General features: G+C 70.3%; 21 protein-coding genes. 3 read left to right on the forward strand and 18 right to left on the reverse strand.

Features of this window, described 5'->3' with window-relative positions; translation table 11 throughout:
• Positions 1-19 precede the first annotated feature (19 nt).
• Genes NFR93_RS02425 through dusB form a run of 4 tightly spaced genes read right to left on the reverse strand, consistent with a single transcriptional unit; the run spans position 20 to position 5215 of the window.
• A complete protein-coding gene (locus NFR93_RS02425) occupies positions 20-808 on the reverse strand; it encodes an ATP-binding cassette domain-containing protein (RefSeq protein ID WP_251449730.1) in 789 nt (262 codons plus the stop codon).
• Between the two features lie 51 nt (positions 809-859).
• The gene (gene dnaG / locus NFR93_RS02430; RefSeq protein WP_251449731.1) at positions 860-2704 is read right to left on the reverse strand and encodes a DNA primase; all 1845 of its coding nucleotides are present in this window, start codon (positions 2702-2704) and stop codon (positions 860-862) included.
• Positions 2704-4053 carry a deoxyguanosinetriphosphate triphosphohydrolase gene (locus tag NFR93_RS02435; RefSeq protein WP_502846269.1) on the reverse strand — a complete coding sequence of 450 codons (1350 nt, stop codon included), beginning with the start codon at positions 4051-4053 and terminating at the stop codon, positions 2704-2706. Before NFR93_RS02435 ends, dnaG begins: the two co-directional genes overlap by 1 nt.
• The gene (dusB, locus tag NFR93_RS02440) at positions 4046-5215 is read right to left on the reverse strand and encodes a tRNA dihydrouridine synthase DusB (protein WP_251449732.1); all 1170 of its coding nucleotides are present in this window, start codon (positions 5213-5215) and stop codon (positions 4046-4048) included. Before dusB ends, NFR93_RS02435 begins: the two co-directional genes overlap by 8 nt.
• A gap of 69 nt (positions 5216-5284) precedes the next feature.
• Here dusB and NFR93_RS02445 point away from each other — a divergent pair, with 69 nt between their 5' ends.
• Positions 5285-5788: a glutathione peroxidase gene (locus NFR93_RS02445; protein ID WP_251449733.1), complete on the forward strand. Its 504-nt coding sequence runs from the start codon at positions 5285-5287 to the stop codon at positions 5786-5788.
• Positions 5789-5800: 12 nt separating this feature from the next.
• Here NFR93_RS02445 and NFR93_RS02450 read toward each other — a convergent pair whose 3' ends face one another.
• From NFR93_RS02450 to recO, 3 genes are read right to left on the reverse strand one after another with little or no spacing between them, the layout of a single operon-like run.
• Positions 5801-6478: a DsbA family oxidoreductase gene (locus NFR93_RS02450; protein WP_251449734.1), complete on the reverse strand. Its 678-nt coding sequence runs from the start codon at positions 6476-6478 to the stop codon at positions 5801-5803.
• 29 nt (positions 6479-6507) lie between these two features.
• Positions 6508-7362 carry an isoprenyl transferase gene (locus NFR93_RS02455; protein ID WP_251449735.1) on the reverse strand — a complete coding sequence of 285 codons (855 nt, stop codon included), beginning with the start codon at positions 7360-7362 and terminating at the stop codon, positions 6508-6510.
• The gene (recO, locus tag NFR93_RS02460) at positions 7359-8093 is read right to left on the reverse strand and encodes a DNA repair protein RecO (RefSeq protein WP_251449736.1); all 735 of its coding nucleotides are present in this window, start codon (positions 8091-8093) and stop codon (positions 7359-7361) included. Before recO ends, NFR93_RS02455 begins: the two co-directional genes overlap by 4 nt.
• Before the next feature lie 81 nt (positions 8094-8174).
• Between recO and NFR93_RS02465 the strand changes: the two genes are divergently transcribed.
• The gene (locus NFR93_RS02465) at positions 8175-8849 is read left to right on the forward strand and encodes a trimeric intracellular cation channel family protein (RefSeq protein WP_502846270.1); all 675 of its coding nucleotides are present in this window, start codon (positions 8175-8177) and stop codon (positions 8847-8849) included.
• Between the two features lie 3 nt (positions 8850-8852).
• On the opposite strand, the gene leuA is transcribed toward NFR93_RS02465, so the two are convergent.
• Positions 8853-10613, reverse strand: a complete 1761-nt coding sequence (gene leuA / locus NFR93_RS02470; protein ID WP_251449738.1) for a 2-isopropylmalate synthase — start codon at positions 10611-10613, stop codon at positions 8853-8855.
• A gap of 221 nt (positions 10614-10834) precedes the next feature.
• Between leuA and NFR93_RS02475 the strand changes: the two genes are divergently transcribed.
• Entirely contained in the window at positions 10835-11482 is a 648-nt protein-coding gene (locus tag NFR93_RS02475; RefSeq protein ID WP_251449739.1) for a hypothetical protein, read from the forward strand.
• 40 nt (positions 11483-11522) lie between these two features.
• Here the strand turns inward: NFR93_RS02475 and era are convergent, their stop codons facing one another.
• The 10 genes from era to NFR93_RS02525 all read right to left on the reverse strand — a co-directional run bounded on the left by era (position 11523) and on the right by NFR93_RS02525 (position 20614).
• Positions 11523-12440 carry a GTPase Era gene (era, locus tag NFR93_RS02480; protein WP_251449740.1) on the reverse strand — a complete coding sequence of 306 codons (918 nt, stop codon included), beginning with the start codon at positions 12438-12440 and terminating at the stop codon, positions 11523-11525.
• Positions 12437-13786, reverse strand: a complete 1350-nt coding sequence (locus tag NFR93_RS02485; protein ID WP_251449741.1) for a hemolysin family protein — start codon at positions 13784-13786, stop codon at positions 12437-12439. Before NFR93_RS02485 ends, era begins: the two co-directional genes overlap by 4 nt.
• Positions 13783-14253 (reverse strand): rRNA maturation RNase YbeY, encoded by a 471-nt coding sequence (gene ybeY / locus NFR93_RS02490; RefSeq protein ID WP_251449742.1) that lies wholly within the window; start codon positions 14251-14253, stop codon positions 13783-13785. Before ybeY ends, NFR93_RS02485 begins: the two co-directional genes overlap by 4 nt.
• Entirely contained in the window at positions 14250-15311 is a 1062-nt protein-coding gene (locus tag NFR93_RS02495; RefSeq protein ID WP_251451438.1) for a PhoH family protein, read from the reverse strand. The genes ybeY and NFR93_RS02495 overlap by 4 nt, the downstream gene beginning before the upstream one ends.
• Before the next feature lie 10 nt (positions 15312-15321).
• Positions 15322-15669 carry an HIT domain-containing protein gene (locus tag NFR93_RS02500; RefSeq protein ID WP_251449743.1) on the reverse strand — a complete coding sequence of 116 codons (348 nt, stop codon included), beginning with the start codon at positions 15667-15669 and terminating at the stop codon, positions 15322-15324.
• A gap of 24 nt (positions 15670-15693) precedes the next feature.
• Complete coding sequence (locus NFR93_RS02505; protein WP_251449744.1) at positions 15694-16425, reverse strand: 16S rRNA (uracil(1498)-N(3))-methyltransferase; 732 nt, start codon at positions 16423-16425, stop codon at positions 15694-15696.
• A 3-nt stretch (positions 16426-16428) separates the two neighbouring features.
• Entirely contained in the window at positions 16429-17544 is a 1116-nt protein-coding gene (dnaJ, locus tag NFR93_RS02510) for a molecular chaperone DnaJ (protein WP_251449745.1), read from the reverse strand.
• Between the two features lie 54 nt (positions 17545-17598).
• On the reverse strand, positions 17599-18639 hold the full coding sequence (gene hrcA, locus NFR93_RS02515; RefSeq protein WP_251449747.1) for a heat-inducible transcriptional repressor HrcA: 1041 nt from the start codon (positions 18637-18639) through the stop codon (positions 17599-17601).
• A 99-nt stretch (positions 18640-18738) separates the two neighbouring features.
• Positions 18739-19956, reverse strand: a complete 1218-nt coding sequence (hemW, locus tag NFR93_RS02520; protein WP_251449749.1) for a radical SAM family heme chaperone HemW — start codon at positions 19954-19956, stop codon at positions 18739-18741.
• A gap of 7 nt (positions 19957-19963) precedes the next feature.
• Positions 19964-20614 (reverse strand): DUF1990 domain-containing protein, encoded by a 651-nt coding sequence (locus NFR93_RS02525; RefSeq protein ID WP_251449751.1) that lies wholly within the window; start codon positions 20612-20614, stop codon positions 19964-19966.
• Between the last annotated feature and the right edge of the window lie 29 nt (positions 20615-20643).

Raw genomic sequence — 20643 nt, forward strand, 5'->3', positions numbered from 1 at the left:
TCCAGGGGTGGTCTGTACGTCACGACGCGATCAGACGGTGGTCGCCCTCGGCCCCGGGGGTCCACAGCAGGTCGCTCGTGCCGTGCCCGTAGGCCACCATGTTGCCCTTGCGGAGGACGAGGACGTCAGCGTCGAGCTCACCCACGACCTCGACGTCGTTGGTGACGACGAACGCCGACATCGCCGATTCCGACCGGCGTCGCAGGATCGCCTCGCGCGCGGCCCGGCGCACCTCGATGTCGAGATTCGCGAACGGTTCATCGGCCACGAGCAGCCGTGGCTGCAGGACCAGCGCCCGCGCGAGCGCGACGCGCTGTCGCATTCCCGCGCTCAGTTCGTACGGGTACTTGGCCGCGCTGCCCAGCGGCAGCATGAGCTCGTCGAGGAGTGCGGCCACGCGAATGGCGAGAGCACGCTGATTGACCCGCCGATCGCGCCCCGTGATGGGTTCGGCGATGACCTCCGACACCGTCAGCCTGGCGGGCAGTCTAGCGCCGGCGGACTGGGGCAGATACCCCGTCGCGTAGGTCAGGTAGCGGTGACGACGCCCGGGGTGACGCACCGACACGCCTTCCACCGTCGCATCCCCGCCCACGACGGCGAGACCGTCCTCGGCTGCGCCGGCGAGGACGGCTGCCAGAGTGGACTTGCCGGATCCGGTGGGGCCGAACACCGCGAGTGCGGACGCGTGGGGAAGGACGAATGTCACACCGTCGATGACGCGCTGTACGGGCCCCCGGCGGGGCGTGCGGGCTATCGAGAGGTCGTCGGCCCGGATGGCCACTTCGGCGTCGCGTCGTCGGGGCATGTCCTCATCCTGCCCTGGGCCCGGCCCCGGCGCCAGCCGGGCTCGTCGTGCTCAGCCGTCGGTGGTGATGCGCTGACGCTCCACGTCCACCTCGCGCAGGCGCAGACGGATCCGCCGCCCCTCTTCGGATTGGGGGGCGACGCGCTGGACGGCGCCGAGGAGTTCGGACTTCTCCCGGTCGAGTCCCCTCACCAGGATCCGTCGGGCCAGATCCGTGGCTGAGGCCACGGCGGCGGCGTCGGTCAGCGCCGGGAAATCCGCGGCGAGCAGCTGGCCGGCGAGGGAGCGATAGGGCTCACGCACGGTTCCCACCGCGTCTGCGGCCCATCCGGGCCGGTCGCGGTCGGTGGCCGCCTGCACGGCCTGGCGAACGGCCTCCAGCGCAGGATGCCGGAACGGCTGCGCGAGCGAGCGTGACACCAATTCGGGGTCCAGCCGATGGCCGAACTGCAGGAAGCCCATGAGCGCGTCCCGCTCCAGCGCGATCTCGGCCGTGCGCGGCAGTGACGCGATGGTGACCCGCGTCGCCGGTTCTCCGGGGGCGGGCTCAGCCGTCGCGGCCGCATCCTGGTGCCGGCCGCCGCGGCCCGCCTGTTCGACCTCGCGACGCACGTCCTCGGTGTCCATGCCGAGACGGCGTGCCAGGACGCGGACGTACTCCGGCTGCAGCAGAGGGTCCCGCAGATCGGCGACGACGGGTGCGGCGGCGCGCAGCGCGCCGACCCGGCCCTCGACGCTGGCGAGGTCGTACCCCGAGATGCGCTGATCGAGGACGAATTCCACCATGGGGACCTTCTTCTCGACGAGCGCGCGGACCGCACCGTCACCGCGTCCGAGCCGCAGGTCGCACGGGTCGAGGCCCTCCGGTCCGGTGGCTACGTACGTCTGCGCGTTGAAGCGCTTGGCGTCGGCGAACGCGCGCAGGGCCGCTTTCTGCCCCGCGGCGTCGGGATCGAACGTGAAGACGACCTCGCCGGCGGTCGTGTCATCGCCCATCACGCGGCGGAGCACCGTGATGTGGTCGGCCCCGAAGGCCGTTCCGCACGTGGCGACGGCCGTCGTGACACCGGCCAGGTGGCACGCCATCACGTCGGTGTAGCCCTCGACGACCACGACGCGATGCTCGCGCGAGATGTCGCGTTTGGCGAGGTCGAGCCCGTAGAGCACCTGGGCCTTCTTGTAGATCGTCGTCTCAGGGGTGTTGAGGTACTTGGGCCCGTTGTCGTCGTCGTAGAGACGACGCGCGCCGAAGCCGATCACCTGGCCCGTGACGTCGCGGATGGGCCACACCAGTCGGCCGCGGAATCGGTCGTAGACACCGCGCTGTCCCTGCGAGAGCAGGCCGGCCGTGGTTTGCTCCTCGTCGCTGAAGCCCTGCGCCCGCAGCGCCTGGTGCAGGGACGACCAGCCCTTGGGCGCGTAGCCGACGCCGAAGTGCGCGGCGGCCCCGGCGTCGAAGCCCCGCTCGCCCAGGAAGCGCCGTGCCGCGTCCGCCTCGGGCGACGACAGTCGTCCGCGGAAGTACTCCGCGGCAGCCGCGTTGGCCGCGTACAGTCGTGCGCGGCCCGTGGTCTCGGGCGCCGCGGCGCCGTCTTCGTAGTGCAGCGCGAAGCCGATCCGACCGGCTAGGCGCTCCACCGCCTCGGTGAAGGACACGTGGTCCATGCGCCGCAGGAACGAGTAGACATCGCCGGACTCGCCGCAGCCGAAGCAGTGGTAGAAGCCTGCCTGCGGTCGGACGTTGAAGCTGGGGCTCCGCTCGTCGTGAAACGGACACAGGCCCTTCATCGAGCCGACTCCGGCAGATTTGAGCGCGACGCGTTCGCCGATAATGTCGGCGATGTTGGTGCGCGCCTTCACCTCGTCGACGTCGGCTTGGCGGATGCGGCCTGCCATCAGTCCGCCCTGCGAGCGAGAGTGCGACCCGGGCGGGCGCCTGGCGCCCAGATGCCGAGCGACGCGGCATCCACCTCGCCGACGAGTCGCCCGTGCCACGCGATCGCGAGCTGGTCGGTGAGGCTCGCCACCTGGTCCACGATCACGCGCCGACGGGCGTCGTCCGTGGCCGCCGCGCGGAAGTCCTCGGTGTGGAGGGCGTCGAGTTCGCCCGGCTCGTCCCACAGTGCCGTCGCGAGCCGCTTCAGCACGCGCCGCTGCTCGCGGTAGAGCTCTTTGCGCCCGTCGATGGAGACCACCACCGCGCCGATGATGCCCTTGAGCACCGCCATCTCTGCTTCGACGACGCGCGGAACGACCACGTGCGCGCGATAGCGCGTGAGCGTGGGCCCGCCGTAGGCGTCCCTGGTGGCGGTCGTGGCCGCACGCGCGAAGCGCCCGATGAGGTCGGAGGTGAGGTTCTTCAGGCGGGCGAGGGCCGGCCGCGTGCCGTCGAAGCCGGTGATCCACTCCGGCATCCGCATCAGCCGGTAGAGGGCGTCGGCGAGTTCGTCCCGCGCGAAGTCGAAGCCGACCCAGGTCTGGATGGCGTCCAGAAGCGCGTCGTGCTCCGCCGTGTCGGCGAGCACGGCCGGGTCGAGATAGCCGTTGACGACGGCGTCCTCGAAGTCGTGCACCGAGTAGGCGATGTCATCGGACAGATCCATCACCTCCGCCTCGATGCAGCGCACACGCCCCGGGGCACCCTCGCGCATCCACCGGAAGACGGGCTCGTCCTCGGGATACACGCCGAACTTCAATCGCCCGCCGGGGTCCGGGAGCGGATGAGCGGCCGTCCAGGGGTACTTGCACGTCGCGTCCAGGCTCGCCCGGGTGAGGTTGAGTCCGGCGCTGCGACCGTCGTCGTCGAAGACCTTGGGCTCCAGCCGCGAGACGATCCGGAGGGTCTGCGCATTCCCCTCGAAACCGCCGATGTCCTCCGCCCAGTCGTTCAGCGCCCGTTCGCCGTTGTGTCCGAAGGGCGGGTGACCGAGATCGTGACTCAGGCACGCCGTGTCGACGACGTCGGCGGCCAGATGGAGCGACGTCGCCAGCTCCCGACCCACCTGCGCGACCTCCAGCGAGTGGGTGAGGCGGTTGCGGGCGAAGTCCGCCGGCGAGGCGGGGCTCAGCACCTGCGTCTTGGCCGCCAGGCGGCGCAGCGCCGCCGAGTGCAGGACACGAGCCCGATCGCGCGCGAAGTCGTCGCGTTGGGAGCGGTGGCGCTCGGCGTGGAAGCGGGCGGCGTCCTCGTCACCGTAGCCGCGCGGACGCTCGAATCCGCCCCCCGGCGCCACGGCCTCAGCCACCGCTGTGATCGAGTTCTGCTTCGGCGAGCTCACGGGAGCCCCCCTCGGCGAGGTCGCGGGAGTCCAGCCAGCCTTCGGGAAGCGCGGGGCGCTTGGGTGTGCCGGCGCGTCCCCGCTGCCCCTCCGCGGCGGCGCCCGGGTACGGCGCGGCCAGATCGAGCGTGGCGAGGAGCTCGTCGATCTCCGCGAGGCTTGACACCGTGGCCAGGCGAGCGCGCGTGTCGCCCCCGACGGGATATCCCTTGAAGTACCAGGCGACGTGCTTGCGGATGTCACGGCACCCGCGGCCCTCGTCTTCGAAGAAGTCGACGAGGAGCTCGGCATGCCGGCGGAACGCCGCCGCGACGTAGCCCAGCGTCGCATCCACCGGGCCCGCTGCCGGCCCCTGTCCGAGAGCACGCGCAAGATCTCCGAACAGCCACGGGCGTCCGAGGCAGCCGCGTCCGACCACCACTCCGTCGCACCCGGTCTCGGCCATCATCCGCGCGGCGTCCTCGGCCGACCAGATGTCGCCGTTGCCGAGGACGGGGATGCCGGTGACGGCCTCCTTCAGCTGCGCGATCGCGCTCCAGTCCGCCGTGCCCGAGTAGAACTCGGCCGCCGTTCGCGCGTGCAGTGCCACGGCCGCGACGCCGGCGTCCTCGGCGATGCGCCCGGCATCGAGATACGTCAGGTGATCCGAGTCGATGCCTTTGCGCATCTTCACCGTCAACGGCACGTTGCCGGCGGCGCGAGCCGCCCGGGTGACGATGTCGCGGAAGAGCTCGAGCTTCCAGGGCAGCGCGGCGCCCCCGCCCTTGCGGGTGACCTTGGGCACGGGGCAGCCGAAGTTGAGGTCGATGTGATCGGCCCGATCCTCTTCGACCAGCAGCCGCACCGCAGACTCGACGATGACGGGGTCGACGCCGTAGAGCTGGATGGACCGCGGCTTCTCGGACTCGTGGTGCGTGATGAGGCGCATGGTGGTCGCGTTGCGTTCGACGAGCGCGCGGGACGTGATCATCTCGCTCACATACAGGCCGGCGCCGTACTCGCGACAGAGTCGGCGGAAGGCCGTGTTCGTGATCCCGGCCATCGGAGCCAGCACGACGGGGGCGTCGAGCGCGATCGGTCCGATGCGCAGAGGACGCGAAGGGGCGATGACGGCAGACACGTCGTCCATTCTCACAGACTCCCCGGTGTGCGCGCTCGGAGCGGGCCCGACCCGTCCCCGGCCCTTTAGCCTGGGAGCATGACCGACGCCATCGCCACCGACGTCCGCGAAATCCCCTTCGAGACGGCCGACGGCCGCACCGCGACGCTGAACGAGTACGCCGGGCGGACGACGCTGGTGGTCAATGTCGCTTCGCGCTGCGGACTCACACCCCAGTACGCGCAGCTCGAAGAGCTCCAGCGCGCCTACGCCGACCGCGGTTTCACCGTCGTCGGCTTTCCGTGCAACCAGTTCATGGGCCAGGAGCCCGGCTCTATGGATGAGATCCTCGAGTACTGCTCGACCACCTGGGGCGTGACGTTCCCCGTGATGGCCAAGGTCAAGGTCAACGGCAAGAAGGCGGCGCCGCTGTTCGCTGCGCTGCGCGAGGCGCGCGACGCTGACGGCAAGGCCGGCCGTGTCCAGTGGAACTTCGAGAAGTTCCTGGTCGCGCCCGACGGCAGCGTGCAGCGGTTCCGTCCCGGCACGACGCCGGACGATCCGCGGATCGTCGCGGCGATCGAGGGCGCTCTCGCCTCCTGACCGCCGCCGCCGTCACTCGACGGAGGCGGCCTCGCGTCGCTCCGCCCACACCTGGCGCGCGATCTGGGCGAACGCTGCCGGGGGCTGGGCCCCCGAGACGCCGTACTTTCCATCGATCACGAAGAACGGCACGCCCGTGATCCCGTACGCCTGGGCCTGCGCCTGGTCGCCGCGCACCGCGTCGATGAAGCGTCCGCTTTCGAGCGCGGTGCGCGCCTCGGCCGCATCGAGACCGACCTCCTCCGCCAGCGCCACGAGCTCGTCATCGCGCCCCAGGTGCCTGCCCTCGGTGAAGTAGGCGGACATCAGTCGCTCGGCCATCTCGCGCTGGCGGCCGTGCGCCTTGGCGAAGTGGAGCATCTCATGCGCGCGCGCCGTGTTGGTGTGATGGAGCGCGTCGAAGCGGTAGTTCAACCCCGCCTCGGCGGCCACCGCCGTCACGCGGTCGAGCATCTGCTGCGCCTGCTCATGCGTCACGCCCTTGTGGGCGACGAGGTAGTCCGCTTCGCCGCCGACGAAGTCCGCGGGCGTGTCCGGCGAGAGTTCGAAGGAGCGGTAGACGACGTCGACGTCAGGGGCATCCTCGTCATCCGCGGTCTCGGCGATCCCCCGTTCCAGGTTCCGCTTTCCGATGTAGCACCAGGGGCAGGCGATGTCGCTCCAGACATCGATGCGCATTCTCTCGGTCACACCCGTCCCAACGGCGGGAGCCCTCGTCGCTATTCCCCGGTCTCCGCCACGCGGCCCGAGTCGCCGCCGACGCGCATCGCGGCAGCGCCCGGCTTGTCGACAGCGCCGCCGAACCGGCGATCCCGGTCGAGGTACATCTCTATCGCGCGCCACAGATCCGCGCGTGAGAAGTCCGGCCACAGCGTGTCCAGGAAGACGAACTCCGCATAGGCGGATTCCCACAGCAGGAAGTTCGAGGTCCGCTGCTCTCCGCTGGAGCGGATGAACAGATCGACGTCGGGCATGTCGGGCTGATACAGGTTCCGGCGGATCACCTTCTCGGTGATGGCCGACGGCTTGAGCCTGCCCGCGGCCACGTCCTCGCCGATGCGGCGCATGGCGTCCACCAGCTCCACACGTCCGCCGTAGTTGATGCACATCGTGAGAGTCAGGCCGGTGTTGGCGCGGGTCAGCTCCTCGGCGAACTGCAGCTCCCTGATCACCGAGCCCCACAGCCGCGGCTTCCGCCCGGACCACCTCACCCGCACGTTCCACTCGTTGAGCTGGTCCCGGCGCCGGTGCAGCACGTCCCGGTTGTAGCCCATGAGGAAGCGGACCTCGTCCGGCGATCGGGCCCAGTTCTCCGTCGAGAACGCGTACACGCTGAGGTGGGTGACGCCGGCCTGGATCGCGCCGGCGACGACGTCCAGGAGCACCTCCTCGCCCGCCTTGTGTCCCTCGACCCGTGTGAGGCCCCGGCGATTGGCCCATCGCCCGTTGCCGTCCATGACGATGGCGACATGCCGCGGCACCCCGCCGGCCGGGAATCGCGGCGGGGTCGCCCCCGTCCAGTCCAGGGGCCGATACGGCACGGCGTCGCGATGGGTGTACGGCTTGGGCGTCATCGGGCGGTCTCCGACGAGATGTGGGCGAGGGAGCGGATGCCGCGCTCGAGGTGCCACTGCGCGTAGGCCGCGATGAGTCCGGATGCCGCAGCCGACGCCCCCGACGAGGCCGCGTCCACGGCATCCCACTCCCCCGCCATGAGCGCCTCCAGCAGGCGGGCAGCGGCGGGATCGAGCCGCGCCGCCCCCGTAGGCGCGCAGTCCCGGCAGACCATGCCGCCGAGCTGCGCGACGAACGACTCGTGCGGCCCGGGTGCTCCGCAGCGGGCGCACTCGGCCAGACCCGGAGCCCACCCGGACAGCGCCATCGCGCGCAGGAGATAGGAATCGAGGATGCTGCGCGAGGCGTGCTCGCCACGGGCGAGCGCCCGCAGGCCGCCCACGAGGAGCAGATACTGCTGCGCCGTCGCTTCGGCTTCGTTGAGCCGGTCCGCCGCCTCGACCATGGCGTGAGCCGAGGTGTAGCGGTCGTAGTGGACGGCGATGTCGGCGCCGTACGATCCGAGCGACTCCGCCTGCTGGACGATGTCGAGCGAGCGACCCTCGTACAGCTGCACATCGGCCACCATGAACGGCTCGAGTCGCGCGCCGAACCGCGATGTGGTGCGACGAACGCCTTTCGCGACGGCGCGGATCTTGCCGTGCCGTCGGCTCAGCAGTGTCACGATCCTGTCGGCCTCGCCCAGCTTGTGGGTGCGCAGGACCACGACTTCGTCGCGGTAGGTGGGCACCCCTCGATTATCCGCGCTCCCGTGCGCATCCGGGCGCAGGCGGGCCGCGTGCGGGCCGATAATGAGGGGGTGGACGCCCCGATGATCGTCATCCCCCTGTGGGCCGACCTCACCGCGGTCGCCCTGGGCGGCATCCAAGGTGCGATCTTCGCCTCCGGGTTCCGCGGGCAGCGCCGGCTGGACCTGCTCGGTGTCGCGATCATCGGGTTCGTGTTCGGCATGGGCGGCGGACTCATCCGCGACCTGCTGCTGGGGGTGGCGCCGGCCACGCTGCAGAGCAACTGGTACCTGCTCACCGCGATCGGCGCATCGCTTGTCGGCATGCTCCTGGCGGGGGTCTTCCGACGGCTCAACGCCGTCATCGTGGGCCTGGACGCCCTCGTCATCGGCATGTTCGGCGCCTTCGGCACGAGCAAGGCCCTGGTGCTCGGGCTTCCGATCGTGCCCGCGGTCTTCGTCGGCGTCTGCGCGGCGGTCGGCGGCGGGGTGCTCCGCGATGTCATCATGGGACTCCCCGTGGCGATCATGCACGTCGGATCCCTCTACGCCGTAGCCGCCGCCGCCGGCTGCGTCACCTTGGCGGTGGCCAACGCCCTCGGGATGGACGTCGTGATCGCGGCGGTGATCGCCGTCGTGGTGACGGCGATCCTCCGCCTGCTCGCCGTCATCTTCGACATCTCGCTGCCCGAGCAGCGGGCGCTCTACCGGCGCCGCGTCGCCGTCGAGACCGCAGCGATCCCGACGGCGCGCGACTGAGGGTCAGACGCTCGCGAGCTCGCCCGTTCTCACGCGTGTGCGGATCGCCCGGTTCACACCCGACACGATCGCCTTGAGCGACGCGGTCGAGATGTCTCCGTCGATGCCGACGCCCCACAGCCTCTCGCCGTCGACCTGGAGCTCGACGTACGCCGCGGCCTGCGCATCGCCACCGGCGCTGAGGGCGTGCTCGACGTAGTCGTAGACCGTGACGTCGAAGCCGTGACCGCGCAGCACCTCCAGGAACGCGGCCACCGGGCCGTTGCCGTGACCGGATGCCGCCGAGCGCTCGTCGCCGTCGCGCAGGGTGACTTCGAGCTCGACGTCGCCCGACATGTCGCTCTGGGTGCGGGTCGACAGCAGCTCGAACCGTCCCCATCGCTGATCGGCCTCGCCGGCAGGCAGGTACTCGTCGGTGAAGATGGACCAGATCTGATCACTCGTGACCTCGCCGCCCTCGGCGTCGGTCTTGGCCTGGACGACTCCCGAGAACTCGATCTGGAGGCGTCGGGGCAGATCCAGCGCGTGGTCGGACTTCAGCAGGTACGCGACCCCGCCCTTGCCCGACTGGGAGTTCACGCGGATCACCGCCTCGTACGACCGCCCGAGGTCCTTCGGGTCGATCGGCAGATACGGCACGGCCCATTCGAGTTCGTCGACGGAGACGCCGGCGGCGGCGGCGCGCGCCTCCATCGCCTCGAGCCCCTTCTTGATCGCGTCCTGGTGCGACCCGCTGAAGGCGGTGAACACCAGGTCCCCGGCCCACGGGCTCCGCTCGGGCACCGGGAGCTGGTTACAGTACTCCACGGTTCGCTTTATCTGGTCGATGTCGCCGAAGTCGATCTGCGGGTCGATCCCCTGCGTCAGCAGGTTCACCCCGAGTGCGACGAGGTCGACGTTGCCGGTGCGCTCGCCGTTGCCGAACAGGCATCCTTCGATGCGGTCCGCTCCGGCCATGTACCCCAGTTCGGCCGCGGCGACCGCGGTTCCGCGGTCGTTGTGCGGGTGGAGCGAGACGATGACGTTCTCGCGGTGGGCGAGGTGGCGCGACATCCACTCGATGGAGTCGGCGTAGACGTTCGGTGTCGCCATCTCGACGGTGGCGGGCAGGTTGATGATCACCTTCCGCTCGGGCGTCGGCTCGAAGATCTCGAGCACCTGATTGCAGACGTCGACTGCGAACTCCAGTTCGGTGCCGGTGTAGCTCTCGGGCGAATACTCGTAGAACACCTTCGTGTCGGGGATGGTCTTCTCGAACCGACGGCAGAGCCGGGCGCCCTCGAGGGCGATGTCGATGATCCCCTGGCGGTCGCTGCGGAACACCACCTCGCGCTGGAGGATGCTGGTCGAGTTGTACAGATGGACGATGGCCTGCTTGGCTCCGCGGATCGACTCGTACGTGCGCTCGATGAGATGCGCGCGCGCCTGGGTCAGCACCTGGATCGTGACGTCATCCGGGATGAGGTCCTCTTCGATCAGCTGCCGGACGAAGTCGAAATCGGTCTGGCTCGCGGACGGGAACCCGACCTCGATCTCCTTGTAGCCCATCTTCACCAGGAGTTCGAACATGATGCGCTTGCGCTCGGGACTCATCGGGTCGATGAGCGCCTGGTTGCCGTCGCGCAGGTCCACCGCACACCAGCGGGGTGCGGCCGTGATCCGGCGCGCCGGCCACGTGCGGTCGGGCAGATCGACGCGGATCTGTTCGTGGTAGGGCCGGTACTTGTGCACCGGCATGCCGGAGGGCTTCTGCGTGTTCTCCATGATTCGTCGCTTCCGATGACGGCCTCGATCGACGGACGATCGGGCTGGCTCTGAGCCTGATGGTGCGGGCCGACGACGAGCTCCGCGACGAGAGTGGCCCTAGAACGAGGTCTCGTCGCGGCGGATAAGGAGGAGAAGCCCGCCGACGCGCATGGGTCGATGGTACCAGGATGTCTCCGAGATGACTGAGACGATCGCGATCTGCTCGACACTGGCAGGGCATGAGCCGTCATTCTCGACAATCTGCTGCATGGGCGATGGCTGCGGTCGCCGTCCTGATCCCCCTCCTCGCCGCATGCGCGACTCCCGTCGGCCCGGCGGGGCCCGCCGCGCAGCCGGATCCGGCGTCCCCGGCATCCGCATCGCCGGCGCCGCCCGAGACCGAGGTGGTCGGGCAGGGCACCGTGCTCGAGGACGCGGACGGAACGCGTCTGTGCCTCGGCGGCGTGATGGAGTCCTACCCGCCGCAGTGTTCAGGCGTCCCGCTCACGGGCTGGAGCTGGGACGGCGTCCCCGGGAGCGAGACGGCCGAGGGCGTGACATGGGGCGCGTACGCCGTCCAGGGCACCTACGACGGAGAAGCGATCGCCGTCACGCAGGAGCCCGTCCTCCTGGCCCTCTACGACCCGATGATGGCTCCGGATCCCACGGGCGGCGAGCCGGGCGGGAGTTCGGAGGACGAGCTGCTCGACGTGCAGGAGGACATCCACACCTCGATGGGCGATGCCATCCTGGCTTCCGCTGCGCAGAACGGCTGGCTGTGGGTCGATGTCGTCTGGGATGACGGCAGCATCCAGCAGGCGGTCGACGCCGCCTACGGCGAAGGCGTCGTCGTCGTCCGCTCCGCGTTGCGGGCACTGGAGGGCTGACGGGGTCGTCCGCTCCGCGGCGTGCGGAGCGGACGAGGCCTCAGAATCCGAGCCGGCCCAGCTGCTTGGGGTCCCGCTGCCACTCCTTCGCCACACGCACGTGCAGCGAGAGGAAGACGCGCGCGCCGAGGAGCGGCTCGATCTGGGACCGCGCACGCGCACCGACGTCACGCAGGCGCGAGCCCCGGTGGCCGATGATGATCGCCTTCTGGCTGTCGCGCTCGACGATGAGGTCGGCGTAGACATCGGTGAGGTCCGAGTCCTCGCGGGCCGAGATGTCCTGCACCACCACGGCGATGGAGTGGGGCAGCTCATCGCGGACGCCCTCCAGCGCCGACTCCCGGATGATCTCGGCGATGCGGTCCTCGACCGTCTCGTCGGTGACGACGCCTTCGGGGTAGAGCGGGGGGCCCTCGGGCATGAGCGAGAGCAGTTCGTCGGTGAGCACGTCCAACTGCTCGTCGGTGAGGGCCGAAAGCGGAATGACCGCAGCCCAGTCGGCCCGCAGCTGGTCGACCTCGATGAGGCGTTCGGTGACCTGTTCCCGCGTCGCGGCATCCGTCTTCGTGACGATCGCCACCTTCTTCGCCCGCGGGTAGCCGTCGAGGGACTCCGCGATCCGCCGATCGCCCGGACCGACCTTCTCGGTGGCGGGGACGCAGAAGCCGATCACGTCGACATCGCCGAGGACCTGCTCCACGAGATCGTTCAGTCGCTGGCCCAGAAGGGTGCGCGGGCGGTGGAGCCCGGGGGTGTCGACGAGGACCAGCTGGCCTTCGGCGCGATTGAGGATGCCGCGGATCGCCCTCCGCGTGGTCTGCGGCTTGTCGCTGGTGATGGCCACCTTCTCACCGACGAGCGCGTTGGTGAGCGTGGACTTGCCGACGTTCGGCCGGCCGACGAAGGTGGCGAAGCCGGATCTCGTCGCGGACCCGCCGGGGGCTGTGGCCTCGGTCATGTGCTGGCCTTCCTGGTCGTGCGCACCTCACCGGTCCGCGGGCGCACGGGGACGTCCCCCATGGCGGGCGAGGGCCGATCGCCCTCGCCGTCGTCGTCAGCGGCGCGCTCGACGATGACGGTCGCGAGGCGGCCTCGGCCGCGCGAGGCTCCGCCCGTCATCACCAGACCGGCCAACTCGCCCGACGCCCCCGGCTGCGGTACTCGTCCGAGCGCCTTGCCGAGGAGCCCGCCGACGGAGTCGACGTCCTCGTCCTCCAGTTCGAGGCCGAACAGATCGCCCACCTCGTCGAGGCTCATGCGGGCGCTCACACGGTAGCGGCCGGGCTCGATCTCGACCACCTCGTCGCCGCGCGGATCGTATTCGTCGACGATCTCTCCGACGAGCTCCTCGATCAGGTCCTCGAGGGTGACGAGACCCGACACGCCGCCGTACTCGTCGATGACCATGCAGACGTGGACCGCGTCACGCTTCATCTGCTGCAGCAGCGTTTCGGCCTTCATGGATTCGGGCACGAAGACGGCGGGGCGTGCGATGCGGAGGATCGGCGCGTCGCGCCACCCCGCCTCGTCGCGGAACCCGAACTGCACGAGATCCTTGAGGTACAGCAGTCCGATGACGTCGTCGGCCTCGTCGTCGACGATCGGGATGCGGGAGACGCCCTTCTCGAGGAAGATCCCCATCGCGTCGCGGGTCGTCGCCGAGGAGTCGGTCGTGACCATGTCGGTCCGAGGCACCATCACCTCTCGCACATAGGTGTCGGTGAACTCGAACACCGAGTGGATGAGCTCGCGGTCATCCTCCTCGATGAGCTCGTTCTCGGCGGCGTCGTCGATGATGCTCAGCAGCTGCTCCTCGGACGCGAAGTTCGCCCCGCGTCGGACACCCGGGGTCAGTCGCGTGCCGAGCGCGGCCAGCCCGTGCGCCAGCGGTCCGAGCAGGATCCGTACCCCGCGCACCACGGGTGCCGCCGCGCGCAGCAGGCCGGTGGCGTGCTGCCGTCCGACGCTGCGCGGGCTCACGCCCACGACGACGTACGAGACTCCCGTCATGATCACCGCAGCAGTGAGCATCGCCCACCAGATGCTGTCGAAGGTCAGCGTGAGCGCGACAGTCACCAGCACCGCGGCGGTCGTCTCGGCCAGCACGCGGATGAAGGCGACCGCGTTGGCGTGCGCCTCGGGGTCGATGGCGATCCGCCGCAGCGACGCGGCATTGCGACCCGCTGTGCCCCACTCGAGCAGGTCCGCACGCGATGTGACGCCGAGGGCCGCATCCAGCGCCACCATGAGGGCGCCCAGTGCCAGCAGGAGGGCAGCGGCGATGAGGAGGAGGGCCGGGGTCATGCGCGCCCGCGGCGGCGCTCGGTCGCCTGGAAGCCGATGATGAGGTCCTTCTGGAGGGAGAACATCTCCCTCTCCTCGTCCGGCTCGGCGTGGTCGAAGCCGAGGAGGTGGAGCAGACCGTGCGTGGTCAGCATCACCATCTCGTCCATCATCGAATGCTTCGCCGCGATCGCCTGCGTTTCGGCCACCTGGGGACACAGCACGATGTCGCCGAGGAGTCCGGGCGGGGTGGGCTGGTCCTCCGTGCCCGGGCGCAGCTCGTCCATGGGGAAGCTGAGCACATCCGTGGGACCGGGTTCATCCATCCACTGCACATGCAGGGACTCCATCGCGCCCTCGTCCACCATGAGGATCGCCACGTCGGCGTCGGGACTGACGTGGAGCTCGGCGAAGTTGTGCTCCATCAGCCGCAGCAGCACCGTCTCGTCCACGGCCACGCCGGACTCATTGCTGATCTCGATGGTCATGCGCGTCCTCGTTTCGGCAGATGGTCGCGTGGGCCGCCCGGGCGCGCGTGCGAGCGGCGCTCGGCGCGATTGGACAGCTCGCCCGCCTCGTCGCGCTCCCGACGGGAGGCGAGGCGGCGCTCGTCGTACTCGCTGTACGCATCCACGATGCGACCGACCAGCGTGTGGCGCACCACGTCCTGGCTGGTCAGGTAGGCGAAGTGGATGTCGTCGATCTCGTTCAGCACGCGCGTCACCAGCCGCAGACCGGAGGCGCCCTGGGGCAGGTCGATCTGCGTGATGTCGCCGGTGACCACCATCCTGGTGCCGAAGCCGAGGCGGGTGAGGAACATCTTCATCTGCTCGGGAGTGGTGTTCTGCGCCTCGTCGAGCACGACGAAGGAGTCGTTGAGCGTCCGCCCGCGCATATAGGCCAGGGGCGCGACCTCGATGGTACCCGTCGCGATGAGCTTGGGCACCAGCTCCGGATCCATCATCTCGTTGAGAGCGTCGTAGAGCGGCCGCAGGTAGGGGTCGATCTTGTCGGTCAACGTGCCCGGAAGGAACCCCAGACGCTCGCCGGCCTCCACCGCCGGGCGCGTGAGGATGATCCGGCTCACCTCTTTGCGCTGAAGAGCCTGGACGGCCTTGGCCATCGCGAGATACGTCTTGCCCGTACCGGCCGGGCCGATGCCGAAGACGATCGTGCTCTCGTCGATCGCGTCGACGTACGCCTTCTGTCCCAGTGTCTTCGGGCGGATCACCTTTCCCCTGGACGACAGGATCGACTCCCCGAGGACCTCCGACGGGCGCTGTCCGCCGTCTGCGCGGAGAATGCGACTGGAGGAGGTCACATCCGCGGGGTCGAGGCCCTGTCCGGTGCGCGTCATCGCGAGGAGCTCGTCGACGAGCTTTCGAGCGGCGGCGACGGCATCCGGTTCGCCGGTGAGCGTGATCTCATTGCCGCGCACGTGGACGTCGACGTCGGGATGCTCCTTCTCGACGACGCGCAGCAGGCGATCCTGGGGGCCGAGCAACTGCACCATGGCGACGCCGTCGGCGTACACCCGGTCGGTCATCGGGGATTCGTCAGGCACCGACGCTCTTCTCTTCCAGGCCACCGGCCAGCACATGCGCGTGCACGTGGAAGACCGTCTGTCCGGCACCGGGGCCGGTGTTGAAGACGAGGCGGAAATCCCCGTCGGCATGCTCGCTCGCAACCGCGTTCGCGAGGCCCACGAGCTCGCACAGCAGGTCCGGGTCCCCGGCGGCCAGCTCCACCACGTCGCGGAAGCGGTCGGACTTGGGGATGACCAGCAGGTGCACCGGCGCCTGCGGGGCGATGTCGCGAATGGCGAACGCGTTCTCGGTCTCGGCGATGATCTCGGCAGGGATCTCTCCCCGCAGTATGCGCATGAAGATCGACGGTTCGCTCATGCGCTCCAGTCTATCGACGGCGGTTCACCAGCGGCCGAGCCTCGTGCTCGCCACGGCGAGTGCGGCCGGCCCGGCCGTCGACGTGCGCAGGACCGTCTCTCCGAGGCGCACGGCGCGCGCGCCCGCCGCCACGAGCCTGTCGAGCTCGTCCGGGGCGAGCCCGCCCTCGGGCCCGACCACCAGGACGATGTCGCCGTCGGCGCCGAGGTCGATCTCGGAGAGACGGCTCTGTGCGGTGGGCTCGAGCACGAGCATCCCTCCCCCATGCGCGAGCTGCTCCAGATCGCGCACGTCGGTCACCTCAGCGACCTCCGGAATCCAGGCACGATGGGCCTGCTTGGCGGCCTCGCGGACGATCGTCGCCCACCGCGCGCGTCCCTTCTCGCGCTTCGGGCCGTCCCACCTCGACACGCTGCGGGAGGCCTGCCACGGGATGATCAGGTCGGCGCCCAGCTCGGTGGCCGCCTGCACCGCGAGCTCGTCGCGGTCGCCCTTGGCCAGGGCCTGCACGAGGACGAGCCGGCGCTCGGGCGCCGGCCGGTCCTCACGCGTCGCTATCCGGACGCTCACTTCCCCGCCGCCGGCGCTCTCGCAGGTACCGGTGAGCCATGTGCCGTGCCCGTCGCCGACGGTGACGTGCTCACCCGGGCGCACGCGGCGCACGGTGGCCGCGTGATGGGCCTCAGCACCGGCGAGCGTCAGCATGTCGCCGGGCGAGGCCGTGGCGGCATCCTCGATGACGAAGTGCAGGGCCACGGATCAGCCGTTCCGGAATCGGTCCCGGAGCTTCGCGAACAGGCCCTGATGGAACTCCGACAGCTGCGGTCCGGGCGCCTTGGTCCGTCTCGCGAACTCCTCGATGAGGGCACGCTCCTTGGCATCCAGCCGGGTGGGCGTGACCACGTGGACGCCCACCCGCAGATCGCCGCGCTGGGTACCCCGCAGCGGGGTGATGCCACGGCCCTTGATCGTGAGGACGTCGCCGCCCTGGACGCCCGGTCGCAGTTCGAGGTCGACCGGGCCGTCGAGCGACGTGATGGTGGTCGTCGTGCCCAGGATCGCATCGGGCATCGACACCTCGATGGTGGCGAGCAGGTCGTCCCCGTCGCGGCTGAAAACCTCGTGCGGGGCGACGGTGATCTCGACGTACAGGTCGCCGTTGGGCCCACCCGCCGGCCCGACTTCGCCCGAGCCGGGGAGCTGGAGTCGCAGCCCGCTCTCGACGCCGGCGGGGATGTCGAGGGACACCGTGCGACGGGCGCGGACCCGGCCCTGCCCCTGACACGTCGCGCACGGGTAAGGGATGGTGGTGCCGTACCCGTGGCAGATGCTGCAGGGCTGGCTGGTGACGACGTTGCCGAGGAGGCTTCGGACCTGGCGCTGCACATGGCCGGATCCGTGGCAGATGTCGCACGTGACCGGCGACGTCCCCGGCTGGCAGCACGACCCCTGGCAGGTCTCGCACAGCACGGCGGTGTCGACGTCGATGTCGCGATGGACGCCGAAGACGACGTCCCCGAGCTCCAGCGACACGCGCACCAGCGCGTCCTGTCCGCGCTCCCGGCGCGACCGCGGTCGTCCGCCCCGGGCACCGCCGCCGGCGGCGCCGAAGAAGCTCTCGAAGATGTCGCCGAAGCCTCCGAACCCGGCGGCTCCGCCGAACGGACTGTTGTCACCGCCCATGTCGTATCGCGCCCGCTGATCGGGGTCGCTGAGCACGTCGTACGCGTGGGTGACCAGCTTGAACCGCTCCGCAGCGTCGTCCCCCGGGTTCACGTCGGGGTGCAGCTGCCGGGCCAGGCGCCGGTACGCCTTCTTGATCTCGTCAGGGGTCGCCTCGCGAGAGACCCCCAGTACTTCGTAGTGGTCAGCCACTGTCGCCTTCCCCGCCGCGTGTCGCGCGGCATCGTGATGTCGGTGGCGCCGCGGTCAGCGGGCGCCGTCGTCCTCGTCGAGCAGGCGGGTGAGGTAGCGCGCGACCGCGCGCACCGCCGCCAGGTTGCTCGGGTAGTCCATGCGCGTCGGTCCGAGGACGCCCACCCGGGCGCGCTCCCCCGTCGCGTCGTAGTCGCTGGTGAGCACCGAGGCCTCGCCGAGGCCGAACGGCTCGTTCTCACGACCGATGCTCGCCGCCAGCCCGTGCTCGTCCGCGACCATCTCGCCCATAAGCCTGAGCAGCGTCACCTGCTCTTCGATGGCCTCCAGCAGCGGGTAGATGCTGCCCCGGAAGTCCGCTTCGCGCCGGGCGAGGTTCGCACTGCCGGCCATGACCAATCGGTCCTGCCGGAATTCCTCGAGCTCCTCACCGACGACGCGGAGGATCGCGGACGTCGCCGCGTCGCGGGCGGACGCGCCCGCGGTCGCGGAGCCGAGATGGTCGTCGATGCGCTGGACCCCGTCGCGCACGGCGCGCCCGACGAGCATCGTGCCGATCTCGGCGCGCATCCGCGCCAGATCGGACTCGTCGAACTCGCTCTGCACGAATGCCAGCCGCTGCGAGACGCGACCGGTGTCCGTGACGACGATCACCAGCATGCGTCCGTCCCCCAGCTGCACCAGCTCGACGTGCGACACCGTGGCACGCGCGAACGACGGGTACTGCACGATCGCCACCTGGCCGGTCAGCTGCGACAGCGCGCGCACCGTTCGCGCGAGGGCGTCGTCGAGGTCACCGGGCCCGTCCAGGAACGACGCGATCGCGTGCCGCTGGGCGGGGCTGAGCGGCCGGAGCTCCGCGAGATGGTCGACGAACACGCGGTAGCCCTTGTCCGTGGGCACGCGGCCCGACGAGGTGTGCGGGGCGGCGATGAGATCCTCGTCTTCGAGCAGGGCCATGTCGTTGCGGATGGTCGCAGCCGACACTCCGAACGCATGACGTTCGACGATGGCCTTGCTGCCGACGGGCTCTCGAGTGTCGACGTAGTCCTGCACGATGGCGCGAAGAACCTGCAGGCCTCTCTCACTGACCATGGTTCCCCCTTGCTGGCACTCGTCTTGCGCGAGTGCCAATATTACCGCGACGCATCGCCGCGATCGCGGACGGCCGTCACCTTCTCGCGTGGCGCCGTGTCACTCCGTCAGCGCGCGGGCGACGACGTCGGCCAGCAGGCGTCCCCGAAGCGTCGGGATCACCCGCCCCCTCACCGCTGCCGGGCCCTCGATGAGCCCGTCGGCGATCAGGCCGGCGACCGCGGACCGGCCTGCGTCGGACAGGTCGCTCACGTCCAGGCCGTCCTTGATGCGCGTGCGCAGCAGAACCCGCTCGAGGTGGAGCGTCGCGGCGTCCGGTCGTTCGCGCCCCGCAGCGGGCGACCCTCCGGCGGCGAGGCGCTGGGCGTAGGCGGCGGGATGCTTGACGTTCCAGAAGCGGACGCCGGCGATGTGGCTGTGAGCACCCGGCCCGAAGCCCCACCAGTCCGTGCCGCGCCAGTACGCGAGGTTGTGGCGCGAGCGGGCCCGGTCGGTCCGCGCCCAGTTCGAGACTTCGTACCACTCGAATCCAGCCGCGCCGAGCCGTCCGTCGACCAGTTCGTACATGTCGGCTTGCAGGTCGTCGTCGGGCATCGCCACTTCGCCCCGTCGGATGCGCCGCGCCAGCGCCGTGCCGTCTTCGATGATGAGGGCGTAGGCCGAGACATGATCGGGTTCGAGTTCGAGCACCGCGTCGATCGACGCGCGCCAGTCCTCCAGCGTCTCTCCCGGGGTGCCGTAGATGAGGTCCAGGCTCACCGCGAGGCCCGCCCGTCGCGCTGCGGCGACCGCCACGGCCACGCTCTCCGGCCGATGGGTTCGATCCAGGGTCCGCAGGACGTGCGGCACAGCGGACTGCATGCCGATGGAGAGACGGGTCACGCCGGCGGCGGCGAGCGTCTCGGCCACGCGGTCGTCGACGGTGTCGGGGTTCGCCTCCACGGTGACCTCTGCTCCCGGCGCCACTCCGAACTGCTCGGCGATGCCCCTGAGCATGCGGGCGAGGTCTCCGGGCGGCAGGAGCGTGGGGGTCCCTCCGCCGAAGAACACCGTCGACGCCGGTCGCCGGCCCCCCGCGCGGTCCAGGACGGCCCCGGCGAGGGCGATCTCGGCCAGCACGTCGTCGGCGTAGCGATCCTGGCGCGCGCCGCGCAGCTCACCCGAGGTGTAGGTGTTGAAGTCGCAGTACCCGCATCGGACTCGGCAGAACGGCACATGCACATATGCGCTGAAAGACACGGCGCGGTCGACGTCGTGACCTTCCGGCAGCGACCCGTCCTCGGGTACGGCCTCCCCCACCGGCAACGCGGCGCCCATCAGCGGCTCACGCGGGGGTGGCGTACAGGGGCGATATGGCGCGCAGGTAGCCGGTGAACAGCTCGCGCCGCCGGCGGCGCACCAACGCGGGCAGGAGCCGGTACAGGAGGGCCGCCGGGGCGTCGAACGCGCGGACGGTGAACCAGACCTCGTCGTTGTCGTACCAGTCGACCGTGAACGACTCCTCGCCGCTGACGACCGACCCGCCCACCGTGCCGAGCGCGAACCCCACGCGGCGCGGCTCCTCGATGGTGAAGATCACCCGCAGCTCGGCATCCGCCCGCTGCCCGCGGACACGGCCGTCGACTTTGATGGTCGTTCCGCCGGCGACGTAGGGCGTGCCGTCCTGGTCGAATCTCTGATCAGCGTCGGTGCGGCTCGGCGCGATCGCATTGCCCTCGGCGTCGAAGCTGACCCCGGCGTACATCGGGCCGGAGGCGGGGCGCACGTCGCTCAGCGTCAGACCGGCGCCGCGCTGGGCTCCCCACGAGAGCAGCGAGTCCGAGGCCGTGCGGAAACGGGCCTCTCCGCTGCCGATCCGCCACGATTCCTGGGCGGGGATGCTGCGCTCGGGCGGGTACTGCATCAGGTCCGGCGCCTGGCTGGCCCCGACAGCGGCATAGTCGACAGTCTCGTCCTTGAACGTCCCGCGGCGCATGATGTCAGCGTAGCCGCGGCCCCTGCGCG

The sequence above is a fragment of the Microbacterium sp. Marseille-Q6648 genome (genome assembly GCF_943181415.1).
In the GTDB taxonomy this organism is placed as follows: domain Bacteria; phylum Actinomycetota; class Actinomycetes; order Actinomycetales; family Microbacteriaceae; genus Microbacterium.